The 22513-nt window shown below is 71.5% G+C and carries 24 protein-coding genes; 14 read left to right on the top strand and 10 right to left on the bottom strand.

Annotated features, from left to right (window positions below):
* Positions 1 to 20: 20 nt before the first annotated feature.
* From ACWGIF_RS15280 to mqnP, 3 genes are read left to right on the top strand one after another with little or no spacing between them, the layout of a single operon-like run.
* Complete coding sequence (locus ACWGIF_RS15280) at positions 21 to 1478, top strand: menaquinone biosynthesis decarboxylase (RefSeq protein WP_453496624.1); 1458 nt, start codon at positions 21 to 23, stop codon at positions 1476 to 1478.
* Positions 1475 to 1960, top strand: a complete 486-nt coding sequence (locus tag ACWGIF_RS15275; protein WP_453496622.1) for a hypothetical protein — start codon at positions 1475 to 1477, stop codon at positions 1958 to 1960. The genes ACWGIF_RS15280 and ACWGIF_RS15275 overlap by 4 nt, the downstream gene beginning before the upstream one ends.
* The gene (gene mqnP, locus ACWGIF_RS15270; protein ID WP_453496619.1) at positions 1957 to 2880 is read left to right on the top strand and encodes a menaquinone biosynthesis prenyltransferase MqnP; all 924 of its coding nucleotides are present in this window, start codon (positions 1957 to 1959) and stop codon (positions 2878 to 2880) included. The genes ACWGIF_RS15275 and mqnP overlap by 4 nt, the downstream gene beginning before the upstream one ends.
* On the opposite strand, the gene ACWGIF_RS15265 is transcribed toward mqnP, so the two are convergent.
* Positions 2870 to 3484, bottom strand: a complete 615-nt coding sequence (locus tag ACWGIF_RS15265; RefSeq protein ID WP_453496616.1) for a rhomboid family intramembrane serine protease — start codon at positions 3482 to 3484, stop codon at positions 2870 to 2872. The two genes, mqnP and ACWGIF_RS15265, sit on opposite strands and share 11 nt — an antisense overlap.
* Before the next feature lie 86 nt (positions 3485 to 3570).
* Here ACWGIF_RS15265 and ACWGIF_RS15260 point away from each other — a divergent pair, with 86 nt between their 5' ends.
* Positions 3571 to 4260 carry a UbiX family flavin prenyltransferase gene (locus ACWGIF_RS15260; protein ID WP_453496613.1) on the top strand — a complete coding sequence of 230 codons (690 nt, stop codon included), beginning with the start codon at positions 3571 to 3573 and terminating at the stop codon, positions 4258 to 4260.
* Here ACWGIF_RS15260 and ACWGIF_RS15255 read toward each other — a convergent pair whose 3' ends face one another.
* A complete protein-coding gene (locus ACWGIF_RS15255) occupies positions 4261 to 4395 on the bottom strand; it encodes a hypothetical protein (protein ID WP_453496798.1) in 135 nt (44 codons plus the stop codon). It lies immediately after the preceding gene.
* Positions 4396 to 4517: 122 nt separating this feature from the next.
* Here ACWGIF_RS15255 and ACWGIF_RS15250 point away from each other — a divergent pair, with 122 nt between their 5' ends.
* The 5 genes from ACWGIF_RS15250 to ACWGIF_RS15230 all read left to right on the top strand — a co-directional run bounded on the left by ACWGIF_RS15250 (position 4518) and on the right by ACWGIF_RS15230 (position 9086).
* Positions 4518 to 4973: an Lrp/AsnC family transcriptional regulator gene (locus ACWGIF_RS15250; protein ID WP_030388096.1), complete on the top strand. Its 456-nt coding sequence runs from the start codon at positions 4518 to 4520 to the stop codon at positions 4971 to 4973.
* A gap of 70 nt (positions 4974 to 5043) precedes the next feature.
* Entirely contained in the window at positions 5044 to 6207 is a 1164-nt protein-coding gene (gene mqnE, locus ACWGIF_RS15245) for an aminofutalosine synthase MqnE (protein WP_453496610.1), read from the top strand.
* Between the two features lie 96 nt (positions 6208 to 6303).
* Positions 6304 to 6828, top strand: coding sequence for an N-acetyltransferase family protein (locus ACWGIF_RS15240; RefSeq protein ID WP_453496607.1), 525 nt, complete (start codon positions 6304 to 6306; stop codon positions 6826 to 6828).
* 167 nt (positions 6829 to 6995) lie between these two features.
* Positions 6996 to 7367 carry a DUF4229 domain-containing protein gene (locus ACWGIF_RS15235; RefSeq protein WP_453496604.1) on the top strand — a complete coding sequence of 124 codons (372 nt, stop codon included), beginning with the start codon at positions 6996 to 6998 and terminating at the stop codon, positions 7365 to 7367.
* Between the two features lie 381 nt (positions 7368 to 7748).
* Positions 7749 to 9086 carry a dicarboxylate/amino acid:cation symporter gene (locus tag ACWGIF_RS15230; RefSeq protein WP_453496601.1) on the top strand — a complete coding sequence of 446 codons (1338 nt, stop codon included), beginning with the start codon at positions 7749 to 7751 and terminating at the stop codon, positions 9084 to 9086.
* An 88-nt stretch (positions 9087 to 9174) separates the two neighbouring features.
* On the opposite strand, the gene ACWGIF_RS15225 is transcribed toward ACWGIF_RS15230, so the two are convergent.
* From ACWGIF_RS15225 to ACWGIF_RS15210, 4 genes are read right to left on the bottom strand one after another with little or no spacing between them, the layout of a single operon-like run.
* On the bottom strand, positions 9175 to 9513 hold the full coding sequence (locus ACWGIF_RS15225) for a hypothetical protein (RefSeq protein WP_453496598.1): 339 nt from the start codon (positions 9511 to 9513) through the stop codon (positions 9175 to 9177).
* On the bottom strand, positions 9486 to 9806 hold the full coding sequence (locus ACWGIF_RS15220) for a hypothetical protein (protein ID WP_453496595.1): 321 nt from the start codon (positions 9804 to 9806) through the stop codon (positions 9486 to 9488). The genes ACWGIF_RS15225 and ACWGIF_RS15220 overlap by 28 nt, the downstream gene beginning before the upstream one ends.
* Complete coding sequence (locus ACWGIF_RS15215; protein ID WP_453496592.1) at positions 9803 to 11203, bottom strand: hypothetical protein; 1401 nt, start codon at positions 11201 to 11203, stop codon at positions 9803 to 9805. Before ACWGIF_RS15215 ends, ACWGIF_RS15220 begins: the two co-directional genes overlap by 4 nt.
* A complete protein-coding gene (locus ACWGIF_RS15210) occupies positions 11200 to 11646 on the bottom strand; it encodes a hypothetical protein (RefSeq protein WP_453496589.1) in 447 nt (148 codons plus the stop codon). Before ACWGIF_RS15210 ends, ACWGIF_RS15215 begins: the two co-directional genes overlap by 4 nt.
* Positions 11647 to 12235: 589 nt before the next feature.
* On the opposite strand from ACWGIF_RS15210, the gene ACWGIF_RS15205 reads away from it, so the two are divergent.
* Positions 12236 to 13114: a helix-turn-helix domain-containing protein gene (locus ACWGIF_RS15205; protein WP_453496586.1), complete on the top strand. Its 879-nt coding sequence runs from the start codon at positions 12236 to 12238 to the stop codon at positions 13112 to 13114.
* 63 nt (positions 13115 to 13177) lie between these two features.
* Here the strand turns inward: ACWGIF_RS15205 and ACWGIF_RS15200 are convergent, their stop codons facing one another.
* From ACWGIF_RS15200 to ACWGIF_RS15190, 3 genes are all read right to left on the bottom strand, one after another.
* Positions 13178 to 13594 (bottom strand): contact-dependent growth inhibition system immunity protein, encoded by a 417-nt coding sequence (locus ACWGIF_RS15200; RefSeq protein ID WP_453496583.1) that lies wholly within the window; start codon positions 13592 to 13594, stop codon positions 13178 to 13180.
* Positions 13595 to 13709: 115 nt separating this feature from the next.
* Positions 13710 to 14507, bottom strand: coding sequence for a DUF4190 domain-containing protein (locus ACWGIF_RS15195; RefSeq protein ID WP_453496580.1), 798 nt, complete (start codon positions 14505 to 14507; stop codon positions 13710 to 13712).
* 373 nt (positions 14508 to 14880) lie between these two features.
* Positions 14881 to 15312, bottom strand: coding sequence for a cupin domain-containing protein (locus tag ACWGIF_RS15190; protein ID WP_453496577.1), 432 nt, complete (start codon positions 15310 to 15312; stop codon positions 14881 to 14883).
* On the opposite strand from ACWGIF_RS15190, the gene ACWGIF_RS15185 reads away from it, so the two are divergent.
* Entirely contained in the window at positions 15311 to 17137 is a 1827-nt protein-coding gene (locus ACWGIF_RS15185) for an AMP-dependent synthetase/ligase (protein WP_453496789.1), read from the top strand. The genes ACWGIF_RS15190 and ACWGIF_RS15185 overlap by 2 nt on opposite strands.
* Before the next feature lie 131 nt (positions 17138 to 17268).
* Positions 17269 to 18891, top strand: a complete 1623-nt coding sequence (locus tag ACWGIF_RS15180; RefSeq protein WP_453496574.1) for an alpha/beta hydrolase — start codon at positions 17269 to 17271, stop codon at positions 18889 to 18891.
* Positions 18892 to 18977: 86 nt separating this feature from the next.
* Here ACWGIF_RS15180 and ACWGIF_RS15175 read toward each other — a convergent pair whose 3' ends face one another.
* A complete protein-coding gene (locus ACWGIF_RS15175; protein ID WP_453496571.1) occupies positions 18978 to 20186 on the bottom strand; it encodes a lipase family protein in 1209 nt (402 codons plus the stop codon).
* 223 nt (positions 20187 to 20409) lie between these two features.
* On the opposite strand from ACWGIF_RS15175, the gene ACWGIF_RS15170 reads away from it, so the two are divergent.
* Positions 20410 to 20895 (top strand): MarR family winged helix-turn-helix transcriptional regulator, encoded by a 486-nt coding sequence (locus ACWGIF_RS15170; protein WP_453496568.1) that lies wholly within the window; start codon positions 20410 to 20412, stop codon positions 20893 to 20895.
* Between the two features lie 104 nt (positions 20896 to 20999).
* Positions 21000 to 22499: an MFS transporter gene (locus ACWGIF_RS15165; protein WP_453496565.1), complete on the top strand. Its 1500-nt coding sequence runs from the start codon at positions 21000 to 21002 to the stop codon at positions 22497 to 22499.
* Positions 22500 to 22513 lie beyond the last annotated feature (14 nt).

The raw sequence follows: 22513 nt of genomic DNA, 5'->3' as shown, positions 1-22513 counted from the left end.
GGTGACGGATACTGACCCCTATGGCTTACGACGATCTCCGCTCGCTGCTCCGGGCTCTGGAGCGGGAGGGCGACCTCAAGCGCATCAAGGCCGAAGTCGACCCGTACCTGGAGGTCGGGGAGATCGTCGACAGAGTGAACAAGGCGGGGGGCCCGGCGCTCCTCTTCGAGAACGTCAAGGGCTCGGCGATGCCGCTGGCCATGAACGTCTTCGGCACCGACCGCCGCCTCCTGAAGGCCCTCGGCCTCACGTCGTACGGCGAGATCAGCGAGAAGATCGGCGGCCTGCTGAAGCCGGAGCTGCCGCAGGGCTTCATCGGGGTCCGCGAGGCCTTCGGCAAGCTCGGCTCGATGGTCCACGTACCGCCGAAGAAGGTGAAGGGCGACTCCGCGCCCGTCCAGGAGGTCGTCCTGACCGGCGACGACGTGGACCTGGACCTGCTGCCGGCCCTCTTCACCTGGCCCAAGGACGGCGGGTCCTTCTTCAACCTCGGCCTGACCCACACGAAGCACCCCGAGACGGGCGTGCGCAACCTCGGTCTCTACCGGCTGCAGCGCCACGACAAGCGCACCATCGGGATGCACTGGCAGATCCACAAGGACAGCCGCAACCACTACGCCGTCGCCGCGGCGAAGGGTGAACGGCTGCCGGTCGCGATCGCCTTCGGCTGCCCGCCCGCCGTGACGTACGCCTCCACCGCGCCGCTCCCGGGTGACATCGACGAGTACCTCTTCGCCGGCTTCGTCGCGGGCAAGCGGATCGAGATGGTCGACTGCAAGACCGTCCCGCTTCAGGTCCCCGCCCACGCGGAGGTCGTGATCGAGGGCTGGCTGGAGCCCGGGGAGATGCTCCCGGAGGGTCCCTTCGGCGACCACACCGGCTTCTACACCCCGCAGGAGCCCTTCCCGGCCCTGAAGATCGACTGCGTGACGATGCGCAGGCGTCCGCTGCTGCAGTCGATCGTGGTCGGCCGGCCCCCGACGGAGGACGGTCCGCTGGGCCGTGCGACGGAGCGGTTCTTCCTGCCCCTCCTGAAGATCATCGTTCCGGACATCGTGGACTACCACCTGCCGGAGTCGGGCGGCTTCCACAACTGCGCGATCGTCTCGATCGACAAGAAGTACCCGAAGCACGCGCAGAAGGTCATGCACGCCATCTGGGGCGCGCACATGATGTCGCTGACCAAGCTGATCATCGTGGTCGACAAGGACTGCGACGTCCACGACCTGCACGAGGTGTCCTGGCGGGCCCTCGGCAACACCGACTACTCCCGCGACCTCACCGTCGTCGAGGGCCCGGTGGACCACCTCGACCACGCCTCGTACCAGCAGTTCTGGGGTGGCAAGGCGGGCATCGACGCCACGAAGAAGCTCCCCGAGGAGGGCTACACCCGCGACGGCGGCTGGCCCGACATGGTCGAGTCCGACCCGGCCACGGCCGCCCTGGTGGACCGACGCTGGAAGGAGTACGGCCTGTGAGCCCGATCGCGGTGGGCGGACCCGTCCTGTTCATCGGCAGTGACACGCCCTGCGTGGCGCTGATGCGTCCCGAGATCGACCCGAACCAGCCGGGTGTCCGGTTGGCCGCCGAACGGGCGGGCGTGACGCCCGAGGAGTTCGCGGGGCCGTCCGACGTCTGGCAGCTGATCGCGGACCGGACCGACGGGGAGGGCCGCGAGATCGACCTGACCGGGCTCGGCGACGCCGACGCGGCCGCCTTCGCGGACCGCCTGCTGGCCGCCGTCACCGGCCCGGAAGCCGAGTTCTCGGTGGAGCTCACGGCGGACGGGCACGAGGTGCTGCGCCTGGACGGCCGCCCCGCCGGCGAGGGCTTCGCCTTCCTGGCGTCCGTCGTCCCGCCGCCCTCCGAGGAAGCGTCCCCACTGGAGGTGGAGATCGGCCCGGCGTCCGTCACGGACCTGCGCGCCGAGATCGAACAGTTTCGGAGGTCCCTCGGATGACATCGGCAGCCGAGGGCGTCCTCGGACCCGGGCCCGTTCCGGAGGCGAGCGGCAAGGTCAAGGCCTTCCTGCGGCTCGTGATGATCGAGCACTCGGTCTTCGCGCTGCCCTTCGCCTACATCGCGGCGCTCACCGCCATGTTCCAGCTCGACCGGAACGTGCACTGGGGCAAGCTCCTGCTCGTCACCGTCTGCATGGTGGGGCTGCGGACCTTCGCCATGGCGGCGAACCGGATCATCGACCGCGAGATCGACGCGCGCAACCCGCGCACGGCCGGCCGTGAGCTGGTCACCGGCGCGGTGTCGGTCCGCTCGGCCTGGACCGGCGCCGGGATCGCGCTCGTCGTCTTCCTCGGCTCGGCGGCGCTGCTGAACCCGCTCTGCCTGATGCTGGCCCCCCTCGCGGTCGTGCCGATGGTGGTGTACCCGTACGGCAAGCGGTTCACGAACTTCCCGCACGCCATCCTGGGCCTGGCCCAGGCGATGGGTCCGGTCGGCGCCTGGCTGGCGATCACCGGCGCGTGGTCGTGGGACGCGGTGATCCTGGGTCTGGCGGTGGGCGTGTGGATCGGCGGCTTCGACCTGATCTTCGCCTGCCAGGACGTGGCCGCCGACCGTGCGGAGGGCGTCAAGTCCGTCCCGGCCCGCTTCGGCGTCCCGGCGGCCCTCTGGGGGGCGCGCGGCGCGCACGTCGTGACCACGGCCCTTCTGGCCTGGTACGCCCTCGCCACCGACGCGGGCGGGCTGTTCTGGGCCGGCCTGGTGATCGTGGCCGCCGCCTTCCTCTACGAGCACACCCTCGTGAAGCCGCACGACCTGTCCCGCCTCAACCGCGCGTTCTTCACGGTCAACGGCTTCATCGGGATCGCCCTCTTCGTGTGCGCGCTGGTGGACCTGTCGGTCCGCGGCCTCACGCCGTGAGCACGCCGCGCTCCGCCGCCCGGTCGGGGCGGCGGTAGTAGAGGGCGGTCAGCACGCCGGCCACGAGGCCGATGAGATGGGCGTACCAGCCCACCCCGGAGTCCGTTGGCAGGACGCCCAGGAAGATCGTGGAGCCCCAGACGGCGGCGACCACCACGCCGACGACCGCGTTCATCGGCCTGCGCTCGACGAAGCCGCGGACCACCACGTAGCCGAAGAGGCCGAAGACCAGTCCGGAGGCGCCGGCGCCGAGGGTGTTCGGCGGGGCGACGATCCAGGCGCCGACGCCGACCGCGAGCGTGATCAGGGCGCTGACGGCGAGGAGGCGGCGGATGCCGCTGAGCGCGGCGATGAAGCCGAAGACCAGCAGCGGCCAGCTGTTGGACGCCACGTGGCCGAAGCCGAAGTGAAGGAACGGGTGGGCGAGCACGCCGATCAGGTGATCCGGGTCGCGCGGGGTGATGCCGTACGGGTCGAGGGCGTGACCGGTGGCCAGATCGACCGCCTCGATCAGCCACAGCAGGGCGATCCAGGCCGCCATCAGCTTCCCTGCCGCCTTGGCCCGCCCGGTCCGCGTCCAGGCCGGATCCGCCGTCGTGCTCATCGTCGCCCCCTCGAAACGTCCCACCCCTGGAACGTCCGGACACCTTACCGAGTGCCCGCGCGGGGTGGCCGGATAGTCTCGGAGGTATGACTGAGCGCAAGCGCACCCCGTGGGTGGTCGGGGTTTCCGGGGCGTCCGGGACGCCGTACGCGGCGGCGGTGCTCCGCGGGCTGCTCGCCGCGGGGGAGAGCGTCGACCTGGTGGTGAGCCGGGCGTCGCGCCTCACCCTGCTGGACGAGACCGGGATCGCCTTCCGCGACGCGCACTGGCGCGAGGACCTCGCGGAGTGGCTGGCCCGTGGTGCCGACGGCAAACCGGGGACCTTCGAGGCCCCCGCGGGTGACGCGGACGTCCGCTACTGGGGAGCCGGGGACCTGGCGGCCGGCCCGAGTTCGGGCTCGTATCCGGTCAAGGGGATGCTCATCGTCCCCGCGTCCACGGCCTGTGTGGCGGGGGTGGCGCTCGGACTGTCGAAGGACCTGCTCCAGCGCGTGGCGAGCGTGACGCTGAAGGAGCGGCGCCGACTGGTGGTCGCGGTGCGGGAGACCCCGCTGAACGGTCAGACGCTGAAGCATCTGGTGGCGCTGGACGAGGCGGGCGCGATCGTGCTGCCCGCCTCTCCGGCGTTCTACGCGGGTGCGACGCACATCCAGGATCTGGTGGACTTCGTCGCGGGGCGGGTGCTGGACGCGGCAGAGGTGCCGCACCGGCTGTACCGCCGTTGGGAGGGGGAGTTGGGAGGGTCCCGGTCTCCCCAGGGGGACAAGCCGCGGTGACTAGGCCTTCTTGGCGCCGAGCGGCTTGCGGGTCTTGTCGACGCGGTAGGCGGCGGCGGGCTGGTGGGCACGGGATCGGTTGGCCAGCTCCTGGAGCTGTCGCATGTGTGCGTGGGCCATCTCGATCGTGAACACGGTGAACCACTCCTGAAGATCGTTACTGATCTGCTGAAAGAATTCACAGGGCGTTGACCCTGTGTGCCTTAGATTCTATACCTAGACTTGCAGGATCGCCGAATAATGGAAGGCTCCACGTAATGGACACGGTGGACAGGCAGCTCATCCAGGCACTCCGGGAGAACGGTCGTGCCTCGTACGCGGAGCTGGGCCGTCTCGTGGGCCTCTCCGGCCCCAGCGTCACCGACCGCATCAACCGTCTGGAGACGGCCGGCGTCATCACCGGCTACCGCGCGACGGTGGACTCGCGTTCGCTCGGCCTCGGCGTCACGGCGCTGATCGGACTCTCCATGTCCGATGCCGCGGACCACGAGGACGTGGCCCGGCGGCTGCGCGACCTCGCCGAGATCGAGGACTGCTGGTTCATCGCGGGCGACGACTCCTTCATGCTGAAGGTGCGCGCCAACGACGTGGACGGCCTGGAGAAGATCATCCGCAGGCTCTCCGGCACCAAGGGCGTCTCGCGCACCCGCACCACCATCGTGCTCTCCACCAAGTGGGAGAACCGGGTCGGGGAGCTGCCCGAGGAAGCCTGAGAGTACGGTGGGCCAGGGCTTGCAGGACCGTGCAGGACAGGTAGAGGCATCTAGAGGAGGCGACCGGTACATGGACGCTGGGCTCAAGCGTGAGCTGGAGGAGAAGGTCCGCTCCGGCGAGCGGCTGACCCGTGAGGACGGCATCGCCCTCTACGAGTCGGACGACCTGGCCTGGCTCGGTGGCCTCGCCCACGAGGTGCGGACGCGCAAGAACGGTGACGTCGTCCACTTCAACGTCAACCGTCACCTCAACATGACGAACGTGTGCACCGCCTCGTGCGCGTACTGCTCGTTCCAGCGCAAGCCGGGCGAGAAGGACGCGTACACGATGCGCATCGAAGAGGCCGTGCGCCTGGCCAAGGCCATGGAGAACGACAACCTCACCGAGCTGCACATCGTCAACGGCCTGCACCCGAACCTGCCGTGGCGCTACTACCCGCGCTCGCTCTCGGAGTTGAAGAAGGCGCTGCCGAACGTCTCACTGAAGGCGTTCACGGCGACCGAGATCCACCACTTCGAGACGATCTCCGGCATGTCGGCCTCCGACATCCTGGACGAGCTGATCGAGGCCGGCCTGGAATCGCTCACCGGCGGCGGCGCGGAGATCTTCGACTGGGAGGTCCGGCAGCACATCGTCGACCACCGCACCCACTGGGAAGACTGGTCGCGCATCCACCGGCTCGCGCACTCGAAGGGGCTCAAGACCCCCTCGACGATGCTGTACGGGCACATCGAGGAGCCGGGCCACCGCGTGGACCACGTGCTGCGGCTGCGCGAGCTCCAGGACGAGACCGGCGGCTTCCAGGTGTTCATCCCGCTGCGCTACCAGCACGACTTCGTGGACATGCAGGACGGCAAGGTGCGCAACAAGCTCCAGGCGCGCACGACGATGGCGACCGGCGCCGAGGCGCTGAAGACCTTCGCCGTCTCGCGACTGCTCTTCGACAACGTGCCGCACGTCAAGGTGTTCTGGGTGATGCACGGCGTGCAGACCGCCCAGCTCGCGCTGCAGCACGGTGCGGACGACATGGACGGCTCGGTCGTCGAGTACAAGATCACCCACGACGCGGACAACTACGGCACCCCGAACAAGCTGGGTCGTGAGGATCTGCTGGAGCTGATCCGGGAAGCGGGCTTCCGCCCGGTCGAGCGCAACACGCGCTACGAGATCATCCGCGAGTACCCCGGTCCGGACGCGAACCTGCGCGAGACCCCGCAGGCGATGCGCGTCTGACCGTCGTCCGACTTCTCGGCGCGTCGAACCCCGGTCCCAGGGCCGGGGTTCGGCCATTCCTGGACGGTCCGATGAGGTAATAGATAAGCTGGCTCTATGCCCCTTACCTTCACCCTGGACCCGGTCATCGACCCCTCCTTGCGGGCGGGAATCCTCGAACTGTGGGCCGACGTCTCCAACGCGGGCGGCGCCGTGGGCTTCGTGCCGCCGGTCACCTGCGACGACATCCGCCCCGCGCTCGAGCAGCAGCTCGCGGGCGCCGCCGACGGGAGCTGCCGGCTGCTCGTCGGGCGCACCGAGGACGGCTCGGTCGCCGCGACCTCCTTCCTCACCCACAACACGCACCGGCTGCAGCTCCACTGGCTGTGGGCGTACACGGTGATGGTCCACCCTCGCCACCAGGGCAGGGGCCACGGGCGCGAGCTGATGGCCGCGACGGAGGCCGCGGCCCGCTCCATCGAGGGGATCGACGCGATCCGCCTCGGCTGCCGCGGCGGCCACGGCCTGGAGCACTTCTACGCGGCCTGCGGCTACAAGGAGGTCGGCCGCGTGCCGGGCGCCATCCGGGTGGGCCCGGGCGACGACCGCGACGACATCACGATGCTGCTGCCGCTGCGCTGACGGCATCGGTACATGCGGCGGTACCTGCGGCCGTACGGGCGGCGGTGCGCGCAGTCGTTCCCACGGCGGTACGCGCGGTCGTACGCGCGGTCGTACGTGCGGTCGTGCCGGCGGACCGGCCGCATCGCCCGGCGCCGTACCCCGGAGGGCCGCGGCCCGGTCCCGTCGTGCTTCACTGGACGGGCACCAGCCGCCGTACGACGTACGACCACGACGAGAGAGAAGGGGTCACCGTGTCCCTCAAGCCGAGCGCAACGATCCGCTACACCGCGATGCGCCTGGGCATCTTCGTCGGATGCCTCGTCGTCGTCACGGGTCTCGTCCGGCTCCGCTGGGTGCCCGCCGGGCTCGGGGACGCCAATGTCGCCTGGGTCGTCCTGCTCGCGCTCGTGCTCTCCGCGCCGCTCTCCTTCGTCCTCCTGCGCAAGCAGCGCGACGAGATGTCCCAGCAGATCTCCGGCCGTGTCGCGGGCGCGAAGCAGAAGCTCGCCGCGAACCGCAGCCAGGAGGACCAGGCCGACGACGCGGCGCGCGTCTAGGGCGTAACGCCCCAGTTGGCTTCATCACACATCGAACCGCCCCAGCACCGGGTAAACCGCCCGTGAACGCTGGGGCGATCGTGTTTTCCGGGCCGGCGCAAGAGGGCCTCGTGCGCCGCTGTCTCAAAGTGCCCCTTTGAGTTTCCCAAAGCAGAAGTGTTAGCGTGCTCGACATGTTGACCCCAGTTGCGCACCCGATCACCGCGAGCGTCCCGCTCGTGGGGCGCCTGCACGTCGACCTCTGCCGCCGCGCGTCCGCGGCCTGTTGCTGTTGAGCTGAATCGATACAGCAGCGGTCCCGGCCGGCCCTTCCTGGCTGCTGCCGCACCGCAACACCCCGCAGAACCTCCCCCCTCAGTCTTTGTGCGTCACCACCGGAGAGTGTCCGTGTCCGCGACCCCCCAGGCCCCCGCCAAGGCCTCCTTCACCTTCCCCTTCTGGGCCCAGATCGTCGCCGGTCTCGCCCTCGGCGTCCTCTTCGGGTGGATAGCCCGCAGCCAGGACGTCAGCTGGCTCGCCACCACCCTGGAGAAGACCGGCGACATCTTCGTCCAGCTGCTGAAGCTGGCCATCGCCCCGCTCGTCTTCTTCGCGATCCTCGTGTCGATCACCAACCTGCGGAAGGTGAACAACGCCGCACGGCTCGCCTCCCGCACGCTGCTCTGGTTCATGATCACCTCGCTGATCGCGGTCGGCATCGGCATCGCGATCGGCCTGCTGACCGACCCGGGTGCGGGCACCGGCCTCACCGCGGCCGACGGCAAGGAGCCGAAGAAGGCCGGCTCCTGGATCGACTTCCTGACCGGCATCGTGCCGACGGACATCGTCACGCCGTTCACCGAGCTGAAGGTCCTGCAGATCGTCTTCCTGGCCGTCGTCGCCGGCATCGCCGCCCTCCAGCTGGGCGCCAAGGCCAAGCCGGTCCTCGACCTCGCCGAGTCCGCTCTGGAGCTGCTCCAGAAGGCCCTGTGGTGGGTCATCCGCCTCGCCCCGATCGGCACCATCGGCCTGATCGGCACCGCGATCGCCACGTACGGCTGGGAACTGATCGGCAAGTACGCGACCTTCACCGCCGACATCTACATCGGCTGCGCCCTCGTGATGTTCGGCGTCTACCCGCTGCTGCTCGCGACGGTCGCCAAGGTCAACCCGCTCCAGTTCTTCAAGGGCGCCTGGCCCGCCATCCAGCTGGCCTTCGTCTCCCGCTCCTCGGTCGGCACCATGCCGGTCACCCAGAAGGTCACCGAGCGCCTCGGCGTCCCGAAGGAATACGCCTCCTTCGCCGTCCCGTTCGGCGCGACCACCAAGATGGACGGCTGCGCCGCGATCTACCCGGCGCTCGCCGCGATCTTCATCGCGCAGATCTTCGACGTGCAGCTGGGCATCAAGGAGTACCTGCTCATCGTCTTCGTCTCGGTCATCGGCTCGGCCGCCACGGCCGGTCTGACGGGCGCGACGGTCATGCTGACGCTGACCCTCTCCACGCTGGGCCTCCCGCTGGCGGGCGTCGGCCTGCTGATGGCGATCGACCCCATCCTGGACATGATCCGCACGGCCACGAACGTGGCCGGCCAGGCTCTGGTCCCGGTCATCGTCTCGGCCCGCGAGGGAATCCTGGACAAGGAGGCCTACGCCTCCGCCTCGTCGGCCTCCCCGCTGGACGACCCGGCCCCCGCCGTCGCCGACGCCGCGCCGCAGCCGGTCGCCGCGACCGCCTGATCCGCCCGGCAGCCGTACGCGCCGCAGCCCCCGCCCCCGTCCGGGCGGGGGCTGCGGTGTTCCGTCTCCCGGAGGCGTGCCGCAGACGTCAGACCGTCTGCGCGCGCACGTACGCGGCCGTCGCGAGCAGGAACGGCGCGGCGAACCACCATCGGCCCAGGGTCCGCCGGAACACCGGGGTGATGGTGATCAGCAGCCCCACGAGACACAGGACCAGGGAGAAGCCGGACATGAACCGGACGGTGTCGCGCAGCCGGCCGTCGTCGGCGTCCGGGCGCAGGGCGAAGGCGAGGTAGCACGCGTACAGCGCGGGGCCGTAGACGAGGGCGAGCGGAATCCCGAGCACCCACTGCAGGCAGCCCCGGTCCTCCGGCCGGTCGGCGTTCTCCCGGGGAAGCCTCAGCCGAGCGTCGCGCCACGCACCCACGCGATCACCCCCAGGACGAGCGGCGGGACCAGCCACCACAGGCCCATGGCCCGGCGCACGCTCGGGAGGAGGGTGATCAGCAGGCCCAGCACACTCAGGGACACCGCGAGGAAGCACATCGCGCCGACGTTCTCGTAGCCCTGGTGGTCCCACTCGGCCTGGGGCCCGGCGAACAGGGCCAGGGACACGGCGGCGCCGTTCAGCAGGTGGATGATCCCGAGCGGAACACCCAGCACCCACCGCAGACGTCCCCGGTCCCCGGGCACGTCGGTGTTCTCGCGCAGGTCCGTCATCGCATCGCGTTCCTTGCCTGCCCGAGGTCGTCGACGAACCGGTCGCCGTAGCCCTGGGCCTTGGGGAGGTCCCAGTAGGGTCCTCCGTTGTACCGGGCGGCGATCTCGCGCATCTGGGCCTCCGTCATCTCATCGGCCGGGACGTCGGCGAGACCGCTCTCCGCCTTGATCTGGGCCAGGTAGCCGGCCGCTATGAACGCATTCTGCTTGGGGTCCTGGAGTGCCTCCTCCACCAGGGTCCGCTGGTGGTCCGTGAGGTTCGCCGGATCGTAGCCGAGCACTTCGGCGCCGCGCCGGAGCTGAATGGCGATCGGGCCGTACGAGGTCTCGTCGAGGCCGCCGCCGAGCCGCCACGGCAGGTTCTCGGGGGTGACCGGGCTCAGTCCCCACGGAGCCGCGGCCTGCTCGCGGATGGTTCCGGTCACGTCGTCCATGAACCCGGGCTGCAGACCTCCGACCTCCTGCCAGGCCACGCCGGCGAGGAGTTCCTCCGGGAGCCCCGCGTTCTTGGCCGCCGCCCGCAGGAGTTCCTTGTTCTGGGCGATCCAATCCGCGTGCATGCCGTCCGTGGCCACGGGGATCCAGTAGTTGTCCGCGGCATCCGGCAGGCCCGACACCCGCATCCGGATGTCGCGGAGCTGCGGGGAGACCGGCGTGTCCGCACCGACCGGCCCCGGCATCTCCCGTTTCGCGGCGCTGCCCGGCAGGTGGGTCAGCGGGCTGGTACGGGCCTCCACCGCCTCCTGGCGGATGTCCGCCATCGCCGCGTACAGGTCGGGCCGGCTGTCACCGCCCTTGACCTTGAACTCCGGCAGCAGCTCGTACGCCTGCTTCAGCGCGTGCACGCACGTGCTGCGCGCCTCCTGCTCGACGGTCTTCGCCAGGTGGAAGTCACCCCCCGCGGCGTCGTGGAGGCGGTTCGCCTCGTCGCGGATGTCGTCCACGTCCATCGTCAGCTCGGCCAGCCCGTCGAGGAACCCGGTCGTCGCCCGCATGTCCTCCCACTGCCGCATCGGCTCCGCCTCCTGCGCCGTGCGGGTGATCGCGGTGCCCTTCGTCCCGATCAGCGCGGCGAGTGCGCGCTCCGAGCGCTTGCCGTTGTCGTAGTGGGTCTTGGCGGTGGCGAGGGCGAGGGCGTACGCGTTCAGGGCGCTGGCCGCCTTGTCGTAGCCCTCGGCCATGTGGGTCACCAACTGCCGGGCCTCGGCGAGGCGGCCGGTGTAGGTGTGGCTGCCGTCGCTCTGCCACTGCGTCCCGGTCTCCGCGCGCCGCGCGGGTTCCCCGACCTGGACGAGGAGATCGCGCAGCCGCCGGAACTCCGCCGCGTTGCGCTCGACGAGCGGAGGATTGCACTCCTGCAGGAACTGGACGTCCTTGCGGTAACTCAAGCCGCTCACTTGGCCTCCGGCTTCACGTACGTGCCCTCGTCCACGATGCGGTTGAGGAAGGACGCGGCGGTGCCGTCGTCGACCCGGGCGAAGCTGGTGCCGGTGGTCTTCAGACGGGTGGCCAGGCCTGCGAACAGGGCGACGGTGTCCTTGAACTGGTCGTCGGCGAACCGGGCGAAGCGGAGGGCTTCCTTCGCCACGTCGTCGTGGGCGCGCGGTGCACGGGCCATGGTGCCGGCGTCGCCGTCGGGCCGGCCCTCGTGCAGAAGCGCGGCGATCTCGATCAGGAGGTTCGCGTTGCCGTTGATGGAGGTGGCCCCGGCCAGCAGACTGCCCGCCGGGCCGCCGCCACCGCCCGGCTCGGGCGCCACCTGGTTCAGCCGCATGCCGGGCGACTGGGTTCCGGCGAGCGCCGCCGCCTTGTGCTGTGCCCACTCCGCGTCGAATGACATCTGGTTCCCCCCGACTTGATCCGGAAGCACTGGATCATGTCCATGCTAATACGTGGAAATCAGCCACGCCGACGTGAAGAAGCCGTCCTGGGGCGGCCGGTGGCGGGTAGGCGGAGCCGACGCTTCCACCGCGGGGGGCCTGCCGTCGTCCCTGGTGGCACCGCGTCCCGCGTATCCGAGACGCGGCAGAAGGCGTGAAGGGTGGGGGCGGAGGTCTTCTTCCTCGCCACCGGGTCGCGGCGGGCCGTGACCCGGTGCGCTTGGACGTATGAGAACCCAAAGAACCGGGGGAAAGAACCACCCCACCCCACCCCACCGGCCCCACGTCGCTCGGATGGGTGAAACGTGCCAACTGGGCTGGATTTCAGACTGGTTGGCGGGCATATGCTCGCCCCGACAACCGCAGACATGAGACGGCCCCCGGCGGGACTGCAATCCCGGCCGAGGGCCTGACCAACCAGGAAGTGGCTTCTTCCCTATGGCTCTCCAGCACCCTAGCGCGCCCTCGCGCGCAGCGTCCCGTGTTCGAACCGGGACCGCCCGATCCGGTGTCACCCACGTCAACACAGGGCACACGCGTCACTTCACCGTGGTCGGCAACCACCTGCTCCAGCACCGCGAGTTGTCGGCGACGGCGATCGGGGTCGCGGCACACATCCAGTCGCTGCCGGACGGGACCCGGGTCGGCGTCAAGGCCCTCACCGACCGGTTCCCGGAGGGGCAGGACCGGATGGCGTCCGCCCTGCGGGAGCTGGAGCTGCACGGCTATCTGGAGCGGCGGCGCGAACGGCTGGGGAACGGGCAGGTGGTGACCCGGACGTACTCGTACAACAAGCCGGGGTCCGTCGCCCCGGACGATGCGCCGCCGGACCCGCCGCCTGCGCCGGACCGGGAGCCCGTACCGGAGCCGGAGCCCGTACCGGAGCCCGTACCGGAGCCGGAGCCCGTACCGGAGCCGGAGTGTGGTCCCGTACCGGAGCCTGCTCCCGGACTCGGACTCGGACTCGGACCCGGACCCGGAATCGGGCCCGTTCCCGGACTCGGACTCGGGGCGGTGGACGTCTGCGAGCCCGTTGCCGCGTCCGTCCCGCGGCGACTGCACCCGGGTGCGGCCGATCTGCTCGCCGGCCTGCGGCGGTACGACCCGCGGCTCCTGCTCGCCGAACGGGATGTACGGCGGCTCGCGCCGGGCGTGTCGGACTGGCTGGAGCGCGGGGCGGAACCCGAGGCGGTCGGCCAGGTCCTGTGCGCGGGCCTGCCCGCACGCATGCGCCATCCCGCGTCCGTCCTCGCGTACCGGCTCAGGGCGCTGGTCCCCCCGCACCTGCCACCGGCCCCGGCGGCCGGACGGGTCCGGCGCCCGGAGCCCTTCCAGACCTGCGACGGGTGCGACCGCGCCTTCCGCGCCCGCGAGCCCGGCCGCTGCCGCGACTGTCCGCCCGGCCCGGCGACGCAGCCGGCCACCTGAGCCGTGCCGTCGAAGTCCCGTCTGGCTCGCGGGGTCCGGCACGCACGCTCCTGGGCGGTCGGATCACACTCCCACGAGCCCGAGGCCCTCGGGCCCCGCCAGGCGGGCGAGTTCCGCTGTGGCGGCGGCCGAGAGGGCCTCGACGGCCGCCGTGAGCTGCGCGGCCAGGTCCGGGAAGGGGGCCCAGGCCCCGGCGGGCAGGGCGAGGGCGGCGAGGAGCAGGTCGCCCTCGTAGAAGTACGCGTCCAGCATCGGGTCTTCGAGGAGCAGCGCCACGGCGAGGGGGAGGACGTACGGGAGGCACACGCTCTGCGCGACGAGCGTGCGGAGGTCCGCCGGGGTCAGGGTGCACAGCGGGCGGCGGCGCAGGGCGTGGATTCTGGTGACGAGCGCCGTCGCGTGCGGCGGCGGGGCCGCCCACGCCGGGCCGTCGAGCTCGTCGAGGGTGCGGTCCAAGTGGAGGAGGCGCGGACGGTTCATACGGCCATGGTGGCCCCGCCCGGTCGAGGGGCGGCATGCCGCTTGCTCAAGTCCGCCGCGCGCCACGGGCGGGCGGGCGTGCGGCGGACGGTGAGGCGTGAGGGGCGGCCGCGGCTCAGGAGCGGGTGGCGCGGACCGAACCGGTGCTGGAACCGCTGGGGTCGCCCACGAAGCAGGTGACCTCACGGTCGCCGAGGAGCCAGGTGGAGGACTGCGGGTAGTAGTAGTACACCTCGAGCTTGTCGTCGAGCTTCGCGTCCTTGCCCACGTACGTCGTGAGCGCCGGTCCGGCGCACTTCTCCTCGACGATCGAGATGACCTTCTCCGTGCCGGGGTACGGTCCCTCCTCCAGCTCGAAGACGGAGTACGCCTCCCCCTCGTGAGCCTGGTCGCAGGGCACGATGCTCACTGAGAACGAGGCCTGTCCGCCGTCCTTGTCCTCGTACTCCGCCAGGTCGTCGTCCGTGTTGAAGCAGTCCCCCATGCGGATGTCGTTGACCTTGCTGGAGCCCGAGTCGGTGACCTGGCCACTGGTGTCGCGCTTCGGCGCGGCGCCCTCGTCCAGCGCCCCGGAGAGTCCGAGCACCAGCACGACCGCGTAGAACGCGATGGTCAGGCCGTGGATGACGATGGCCGCGACAGCGAGCCCCTTGCCCTTCTCGCCGCGGGTCCGGATCTGGGAGAGGGCGACGATGCCGAGGATCAGCGGGATCAGCGGCAGCGCGCAGGCGAGCGACATGACGAACGCCACGATGGCCAGCGCGTTGGTCTTCTGCGACGCCGGCGGCGCGTACCAGCCCTGAGGGCTGCCTCCGTACGGCCCGGGCTGCCCCGGCTGTCCGTACGGTCCCGGCTGTCCGGGATGTCCGGGCTGCGGGAACGAATCGTGGGGCGGCGGCGGCGGTATGGACATGCGCGTGGAGCTCCTTGCTCAGAGGGTGAGACACGATCAACAGGCAGGCGGTGACACCGCGGCCGCCGGGTGGGGACCGATGGGCGCAGGGTGCGCGGACCGTCCCTCGGCTGGTTCCCGGGTCCGTCCGCGCGAGCCGGCCGACGCCGCGGCGGCAACGTGGCCGCTCCCTGTCGGGCGTGGTCGTGGACGCCTTCGGCGGGCGGCAGTCGGACCGCACCGACGCATGCCTGCCGCCGCTGGTGTGGTGCCGCCTCTACGCTACCTGCCGTGTCCGACAGGCCGTGGACTGCCTGCCGGTGAACCGGCCACCTGCCCCAACGCCCGTCGGCCACAGGGGCGGTTGGGGGGCCGGTCGGGGGCCGGTCGTGGATCAGCCGCGGCGCCCCCCGCCCCGGGGTCGCCGAGCGCGCGGCACCAGCCGGGCGGATCGGCCTCCTTGGCGGGTGAACCACTCCCGCAGGGTGGACAGCGGCGACAGGTCCAGGAGCCGGTCCAGGACGGCCTGCCGGCCGGGGTCGTCCCGGCTTACCTCCATGACAGTGAGGTCCGGGACGGGATCGGGCGTGCCGCCGGATCGGGGTGGCCGCGGGGCACGGCGATGGCCCGGGCGGGGGGTGCCCGCCGCCTGCGCTCCGTCGTGGGGTGGTCGCGTGGAGCGTCCGTGAAGAAGGGCTCCGAGGTCTGGCCGGGCGCGGTCGCCGCTCCGTAGATTACCGGCGGTAACCGTCGCGCCGAGCCGAGGAGACTGCGCCGTGGAAGCCGAACTGAGGCTGGTCAGGCCCGTCGAACCCGTCAAAACCATGATCGACGGGGTGGTGCGCGAGGTGAGAGTTCCCGCGCTGGTGGGCCCGCCGGGGCGGGGATCCCTGGGGGACATCCCGTTCGACAACGCGCGCGAGGCCCCCCGCGAGGCGGTGCTCGCCCGCAAGGAGCGGGACGGGAGCTGGCGCGATGTCACGGCCGCCGAGTTCGCCGCCGAGGTGCTCGCCGTCGCGAAGGGACTGATCGCCGAGGGGCTGCGTGAGGGGGACCGGCTCGCGATCATGGCCCGTACGACCTACGAGTGGACCCTGCTCGACTTCGCCGGATGGGCCGCCGGGCTGGTCACCGTACCGATCTACCCGACCTCCTCCGCCCTCCAGGCGCGCTGGATCATCCAGGACTCCGGCGCCGTGGCCTGCGCCGTCGAGGACACGGCGCAAGCCCGGCTCATCAGCAACGAGCGGGCGAACCTGCCCTGGCTGGCGCACCTGTGGGAATTCGACACCGGCGCGATCGCCCGGCTGGTCAGGGCCGGGGAGCGGATCCCGGAGGCGCTGGTGCGTGCTCGACGGGCGGCCCGCACCCCGGACTCCGTCGCCACCCTCATCTACACCTCCGGCACCACCGGGCAGCCCAAGGGATGCGTGATCACCCACGCCAACTTCTTCGCCCAGGTGGACAACGCGGTGGAGCTGCTGCACCCGGTCTTCAAGTCCGTCAGCAAGGACCCGGCGTCCACCCTGCTGTTCCTGCCGCTCAGCCACGTCTTCGGGCGGATGGTGGCCGTCGGCTGCATGCGGGCCCGCGTCAAACTCGGGCACGCGCCCAGCATCCGTACCGAGGACCTCCTCGCCGACCTCGCCGGCTTCCGGCCGACCTTCCTCCTGGCCATTCCGTACGTGCTGGAGAAGGTCTACAACACCGCCCGGGCCACCGCGGAGAAGATGGGCCGGGCCTCCTCATTCGACCGGGCCGCCCGCATCGCGCGGCGCTTCGGCGAGGTGGCCGAGGGCAAGGCCGCCGGCCTCGTGCTGCGCGCCGCACGGGCCCTGTACGACCCGCTCGTCTACCGGCGGATCCGGGCCGCGCTCGGCGGCCGCGTCCGCTACGTCCTGAGCGGCGGATCACCGCTGGGCCGGCGGCTCGCCGCCTTCTACACCGGCGCCGGCATCGAGGTCTTCGAGGGTTACGGCCTCACCGAGACCACCGGCGCGAGCACCGTGACCCCGCCGCAGCGGCCGCGGCTCGGCACGGTGGGATGGCCGCTGCCGGGCACGGCCGTACGGATCGCTGACGACGGAGAGGTGCTGCTGGGCGGCGCACACGTCTTCGCCGGCTACTGGAACAGCGGGCACGCCCTCCCGTACGGAAGCTGGCTGGCGACCGGCGACATCGGGGACCTCGACGCCGACGGGTACCTCACCATCACCGGCCGCAAGAAGGACCTGATCATCACCTCCGGCGGCAAGAACGTGGCCCCGGCGCCGCTGGAGGACTGGCTGCGGGCCCACCCGCTGGTCGGGCAGTGCATGGTGCTCGGTGACAACCGGCCGTACATCACCGCGCTGATCACCCTGGAGCCCGACGGGCTGCAGCACTGGCGCCAGATGCACAAGAAGCAGGGGGTGCCGATCCGCGAGCTGGTACGGGACGAGGAACTGCGGGCGGACCTCCAGCGGGCGGTGGACGACGCGAACCGGCTGGTGTCACGGGCCGAGTCGATCCGGCGCTTCGCCGTGCTGCCGGGCGATTTCACCGAGGCGCGCGGACACCTTACCCCGTCGCTGAAGCTCAGGCGGGCGGCGATCGCCCGCGACTACGCGGACCGGATCAACGAGCTGTACCGAGGACCGCGCCAGGGGTGAGCGGGGCCGGGCGGTCGCCGGCCGAGGCCGCGGGAGGGGTGACCACGGTCCGTCACCACGGCCGGGGGGCGGGGTCCGGGGAGCCGGTCTATGGTGGGCTGATGGTCCGGGGGGCCACCGAGGAGGGTGCTGTGCACCGTTCCCACGCCAGTACCGCCATCGTCGCCGGGACCCTGTTCCTGGCCTCGCTGGTGGCCGCCCCGGCTCCCGCGCCCGCGCCGCCGCCCGCCCCCATGCCCACGCGCATACCCACGCCCACGTCCACGTCCACGTCGACGCCCGTGCCCACGTCCACCGGGGGCGACCCGCTGGCACGATTCCACGCACAGCGCGTCCGGTGGGGCGACTGCCCCGACCGGCCCGTCCCCGCCGCAATGCAGTGCGCGACCGCCGACGTCCCACTCGACTACGCGGCCCCGGGCAAGGGCACGGTCAAGGTGGCCCTGGCCCGTCTCCCGGCCACCGACCGCAAGAACCGCCTCGGCTCGCTCCTGCTGAACTTCGGCGGCCCCGGCGCTCCGGGCGCCGCGAGCCTGGCCGACAGTGCCAAGTTCTTCGCCGACCTCGGCGAACGGTACGACCTCATCGGCTTCGACCCGCGCGGGGTCGGCCACAGCGAACCCGTCTCCTGCGGCGGACCCCAGCAGGCCGATGAGGAGATGATCCCCGACGCCGCCTCGCTGCTGGCCGCCCTGCGTGCCCTGGCCCGGCGCTGCGAGCTCGCCTCCGGCCCGGTCCTCCCGTACATGGGGACCGTGAACGTCGCCCGCGACATGGACGTGATCCGCCGGGCCCTCGGCGACGAGAAGCTCAACTACCTCGGATTCTCCTACGGGGCCCGGCTCGGCTCCGTGTACGCGGCGCAGTTCCCCGGCAGCACCGGCCGCATGGTCCTCGACGGCGTCGACACCCTCGTCGCGCCGCTGGCGGAGCGGGCCCTCGTCTCCACGCGCGCCCAGCAGCGGGCCCTGGACAACTTCCTGTCCTGGTGCGCCCGCCGGCAGGACTGCGTCTACGGGACCAACACCCGCACGGCCAAGGAGAAGGTGACCGCCCTGGTGACCCGGCTCGACGAGGAGCCGCTGGTCGGCAAGGACGGCACGTACCTCACGGGGCAGGTCGCCGCCGTCGCCATGGGCAACGCCCTGTACGCGCAGCAGACATGGCCCGCGCTCGCCGACGCGCTGGCGCGAGTGGAACGCGACGGCGACCCGCAGGGCCTGCTCGAACTCAGCGGACCGCTGATCCCGTCCGACGACGAGGAACAGGACGCCGGCCCCGGCACGGTGCCCGCGGACAACGCCCTGGCCGCGCTCGCCGCCGTGAACTGCGCGGACGATCCGGACCGGTCGCGCGACAAGGCCGACCCGGCGGCCATCGAGCAGGAACTGCTGGACATGGAAGGCGAGTTCCTCAAGGCCTCGGAGATCTTCGGACCGCGCCAGCTGATGACGGTGCTCTCCTGCTACGGCCGCCCCGCCGGTACCGACTTCATCCGGAAGATCGACCGGCCGGGCGCCCCGCGGATGCTTCTGGTGGGCACCCGCGGGGACCCGGCGACCCCGTACGAGTGGACGGAGGAGACGGCGGAGCGGCTCGGCTCGGCGGTGATCGTGGACCACAAGGGCGAGGGGCACACCGCCTACGCGGTCTCCTCCTGCGTCAAGGAGTACGTGGACCATTTCCTGCTCGACGGGCGGCTGCCGTCCGGGACGCGGTCCTGCCCCGCCGAAGAAGGACCCGCCGAGCAATGACCCGCCGGGGGCCGGCCCGGGGACCGGCCCGGGGACCGGGACCGGCCCGGTGGGGGTTGGCCGGTGGGTCGTCGGACGCTCCGCCGCTAGCAGTTGGCGTGTGTGGGGCGGCCGGCGAAGCGGTCCGCCAGCCAGTTCACGGCCGCGAGGGACTGGGTGATCACGCCGCTGACGTGCTCACCGACCCAGACGGTGTCGAATTCGACGTTCGCGCCCCGCGCGCACCAGTCGGAGCGCAGCCGGCGGCCCACCCCGTACGGGATCAGCTCGTCGCCCAGCGCGTGGTACTGGTACACGGGCGCGGCCGGGGCGGTGCCCCCGAGCCTGCTCTGGTTCAGCCGGGCCTGCCAGTCCGGCTGGTCGAGCGGGTTGCGGGTGGTCAGGTCGGAGATCCGCTTGAAGGAGCCGGCGATCGAGTTGATCGCCACACAGTTCTCCTTCATGCCGTCGACCAGCAGTTTCCCGGCAGGGTTGAGGTAGGAGTCCAGCCTGAGCTCGGGGAAGGCCGCGTCCTGGCCGGCCGCCGCCATGAAGATCAGCCCGGAGCCGAAGGAGCCGTTGTTGAAGTCGGCCACCTTCAGCAGGTCGGCCGGGACACCGCCGGTCGCCGTGCCCTTCACCTGGAGCTCGGGGGCGTACGAGCCCTGCAGCTCGGCGGCCCAGCCGCCGGCCTGGCCGCCCTGGGAGTAGCCCATGATGCCGACCGGCCCGCCCGCCGACAGGCCCGCCTCGGGCAGTCGCTGGGCGGCGCGTGCCGCGTCGAGGACGGCGTGCCCGGCGGAGGGGCCCACGGTGTAGGTGTGCACGCCCGGGGTACCGAGGCCCTCGTAGTCGGTGACCACCACGGCCCAGCCGCGCAGGGTGAGCTGCTGGATGAGGTTGGCCTCCATGGCGGTGCCGTACGGGAGGTTGTTGCTCGGCGCGCAGGAGTCGCCCATGCCGACCGTGCCGACGGCGTACGTGATCAGGGGGCGGGGGCCGGTGCGGCCGTCCTGCGGGACGACGACGGTGCCGGAGACGACGTTCGGGGTGCCGTCGGCGGTGGTGGAGCGATAGTGGATCTTCCATGCCTTGGTGCGGGTGGGCTGCCCGGGCAGGGGGTGGAAGGCGGACGGGGTGCCGGCGACGACATCACCCGGGGCGCCGGCGGTCGGGGCGTCGGCGGTCGGGGCGCCGGCGGTGGACGAACTGGCGGCGGTGGCCGTGGGGAGGGCGGCCGGGGCGGCCGAGACGGCCAGGGCGGCCACGGTGGCGAGTGCGGTGCTGCGGAACCGGGTGGGGGCGAGGAAGGACACGGCGGGTCTCCCGAAGGGGTTGATTCCGTGCGGGGCAGGTGAGGTGAAGGTAGTGACCGACCGATGGCGAGGTCGCTGACCGCGCAGCTCACCTTTCCTGGCCCCGATTCGCACCCGCGGTCGGCGCCCCCGGGCGCTGCCGGCGGCAAGCGGGGGCCGGCGCGGCCCGGTCATCCGTTTGCCGATAATCCGCGACGGATCGGTTGTCGTTACGCTGGCAGCCATGACAGCCATGGCACCCGCCCGCACCGAACCGGATCTGTCCTTCCTCCTGGACCACACCAGTCACGTCCTGCGGACGCGGATGAGCGCGGCGCTCGGCGAGATCGGGCTCACCCCGCGTATGCACTGTGTGCTCGTCCATGCCATCGGAGAGGAGCGCACCCAGGCGCAGCTCGCCGAGATCGGGGACATGGACAAGACCACGATGGTGGTGACCGTCGACGCACTGGAGAAGGCCGGCCTGGCCGAGCGCAGGCCGTCCGGCACCGACCGGCGGGCGCGGATCATCGCCGTCACCGACGAGGGGGCGAAGGTCGCGAAGGAGAGCCAGAAGATCGTCGACCGCGTCCACCGGGGCGCCCTCGACGCCCTGCCCGTCGATGAGCGCGAGGTGCTGCTCCGCGCACTGAACCGCCTGGTCACAGGACATCTGGAGACGCCCGTGGAGGGTGCGCGGCCGGCCCGGCGGGCCCGCCAGAAGGGGTGACGGCCGGAGCCTCGGCCCCGGCCGTCGATCCGTAGAAGATAGTCTGCAACAAAACTATCTGCTACGGTCTTTCCTGTTGCCTCCCATCGACAGGAGAGACCGGCATGCCCGCCCCTTCCGCCTCCGCACCCGGATCCGCATCCGCATCCTCATCCGCCCCGTCGCGCTCCCGCCGGCTCGCCCTCGGCGTCCTGGCCACCGGGATGCTGATGACGATCCTCGACGGCAGCATCGTGACCGTCGCCATGCCGGGCATCCAGGACGACCTGGGCTTCACCCCGGTCGGGCTGAGCTGGGTCGTCAACGCCTACCTCATCGCCTTCGGCTCGCTGCTCCTCCTCGCCGGCCGGCTCGGCGACCTCATCGGCCGCAAGCGGATGTTCCTCGCCGGCACGGCGGTGTTCACCGCCGCCTCGCTCCTGGCCGGCGTCGCCGCCACCCCCGGCGTGCTCATCGCCGCCCGCTTCCTGCAGGGCGTCGGCAGTGCGATGGCCTCCGCCGTCAGCCTCGGCATCCTCGTCACGCTCTTCACGCAGCCGCGCGAACGGGCCAAGTCCATCGCCGTCTTCAGCTTCACCGGCGCGGCCGGCGCCTCGATCGGGCAGGTCCTCGGAGGTGTGCTCACCGACGCCCTCACCTGGAACTGGATCTTCTTCATCAACCTGCCCATCGGCGCCGCGGTCCTCCTCGTCGCCCTCCGCGCCCTGCCCGCCGACCGCGGCCTCGGCCTGAAGGCCGGCGCGGACACCCTCGGCGCACTGCTCGTCACCTCCGGGCTGATGCTCGGGATCTACACGGTCGTCAAGATCGAGGAGTACGGGGCGGCCTCGGTCCACACGCTCGGTTTCGGCGCCCTCGCGCTCGCCCTGCTCGGCGGCTTCCTCCTGCGCCAGGCCGCGGCGGCCACCCCCCTCATGCCCCTGCGGATCTTCCGCTCACGCAGCGTCTCCGGCGCCAACCTGGTGCAGATGCTGATGGTCGCCGCCCTCTTCTCCTTCCAGATCCTCGTCGCCCTCTACATGCAGAACGTCCTCGGCTACAGCGCCTCCGCTACCGGCCTCGCGATGCTGCCGGCCGCGGCCGTCATCGCAGTGGTGTCCCTGACCGTCTCGGCCCGGCTCATCGCCCGCTTCGGCGAGCGCAAGGTGCTCCTGACCGGTCTGGTGCTCCTGGTCGGCGTACTCGGTCTGCTGACCCGCGTGCCCGGCCGGGCCGAGCAGGTGAACTACCTCACCGACCTGCTGCCCGTGATGCTGCTCGCCGCCGGATTCGGCCTCGCCCTGCCCGCCCTGACCTCACTGGGCATGTCCGGCGCCAAGGAGGAGGACGCGGGCCTCGCCTCCGGCCTCTTCAACACGACCCAGCAGATCGGCATGGCCCTCGGCATCGCGGTCCTCTCCACCCTGGCCGCCTCCCGCACCGAGTCCCTCACCGCGGCCGGCCGCCCCGCCTCCGAAGCCCTGACCGGCGGCTACCACCTGGCCTTCGCGGTCGGCGCCGCCCTCCTCCTCGCCGCCCTGGCCGTGGCCTTCACGGTCCTGCGCCGCCCGCAGGAGGCCGCCCGCGCCACAGCCGGACGGGAAGCCCGGCTCGCCGCCCTGTGACCGCACGCAACGAC

The sequence above is a fragment of the Streptomyces sp. NPDC054849 genome, from assembly GCF_053610945.1.
The sequence above is the reverse complement of the archived record's forward strand: the minus strand, read 5'-3'. Positions and strand labels throughout refer to the sequence as shown.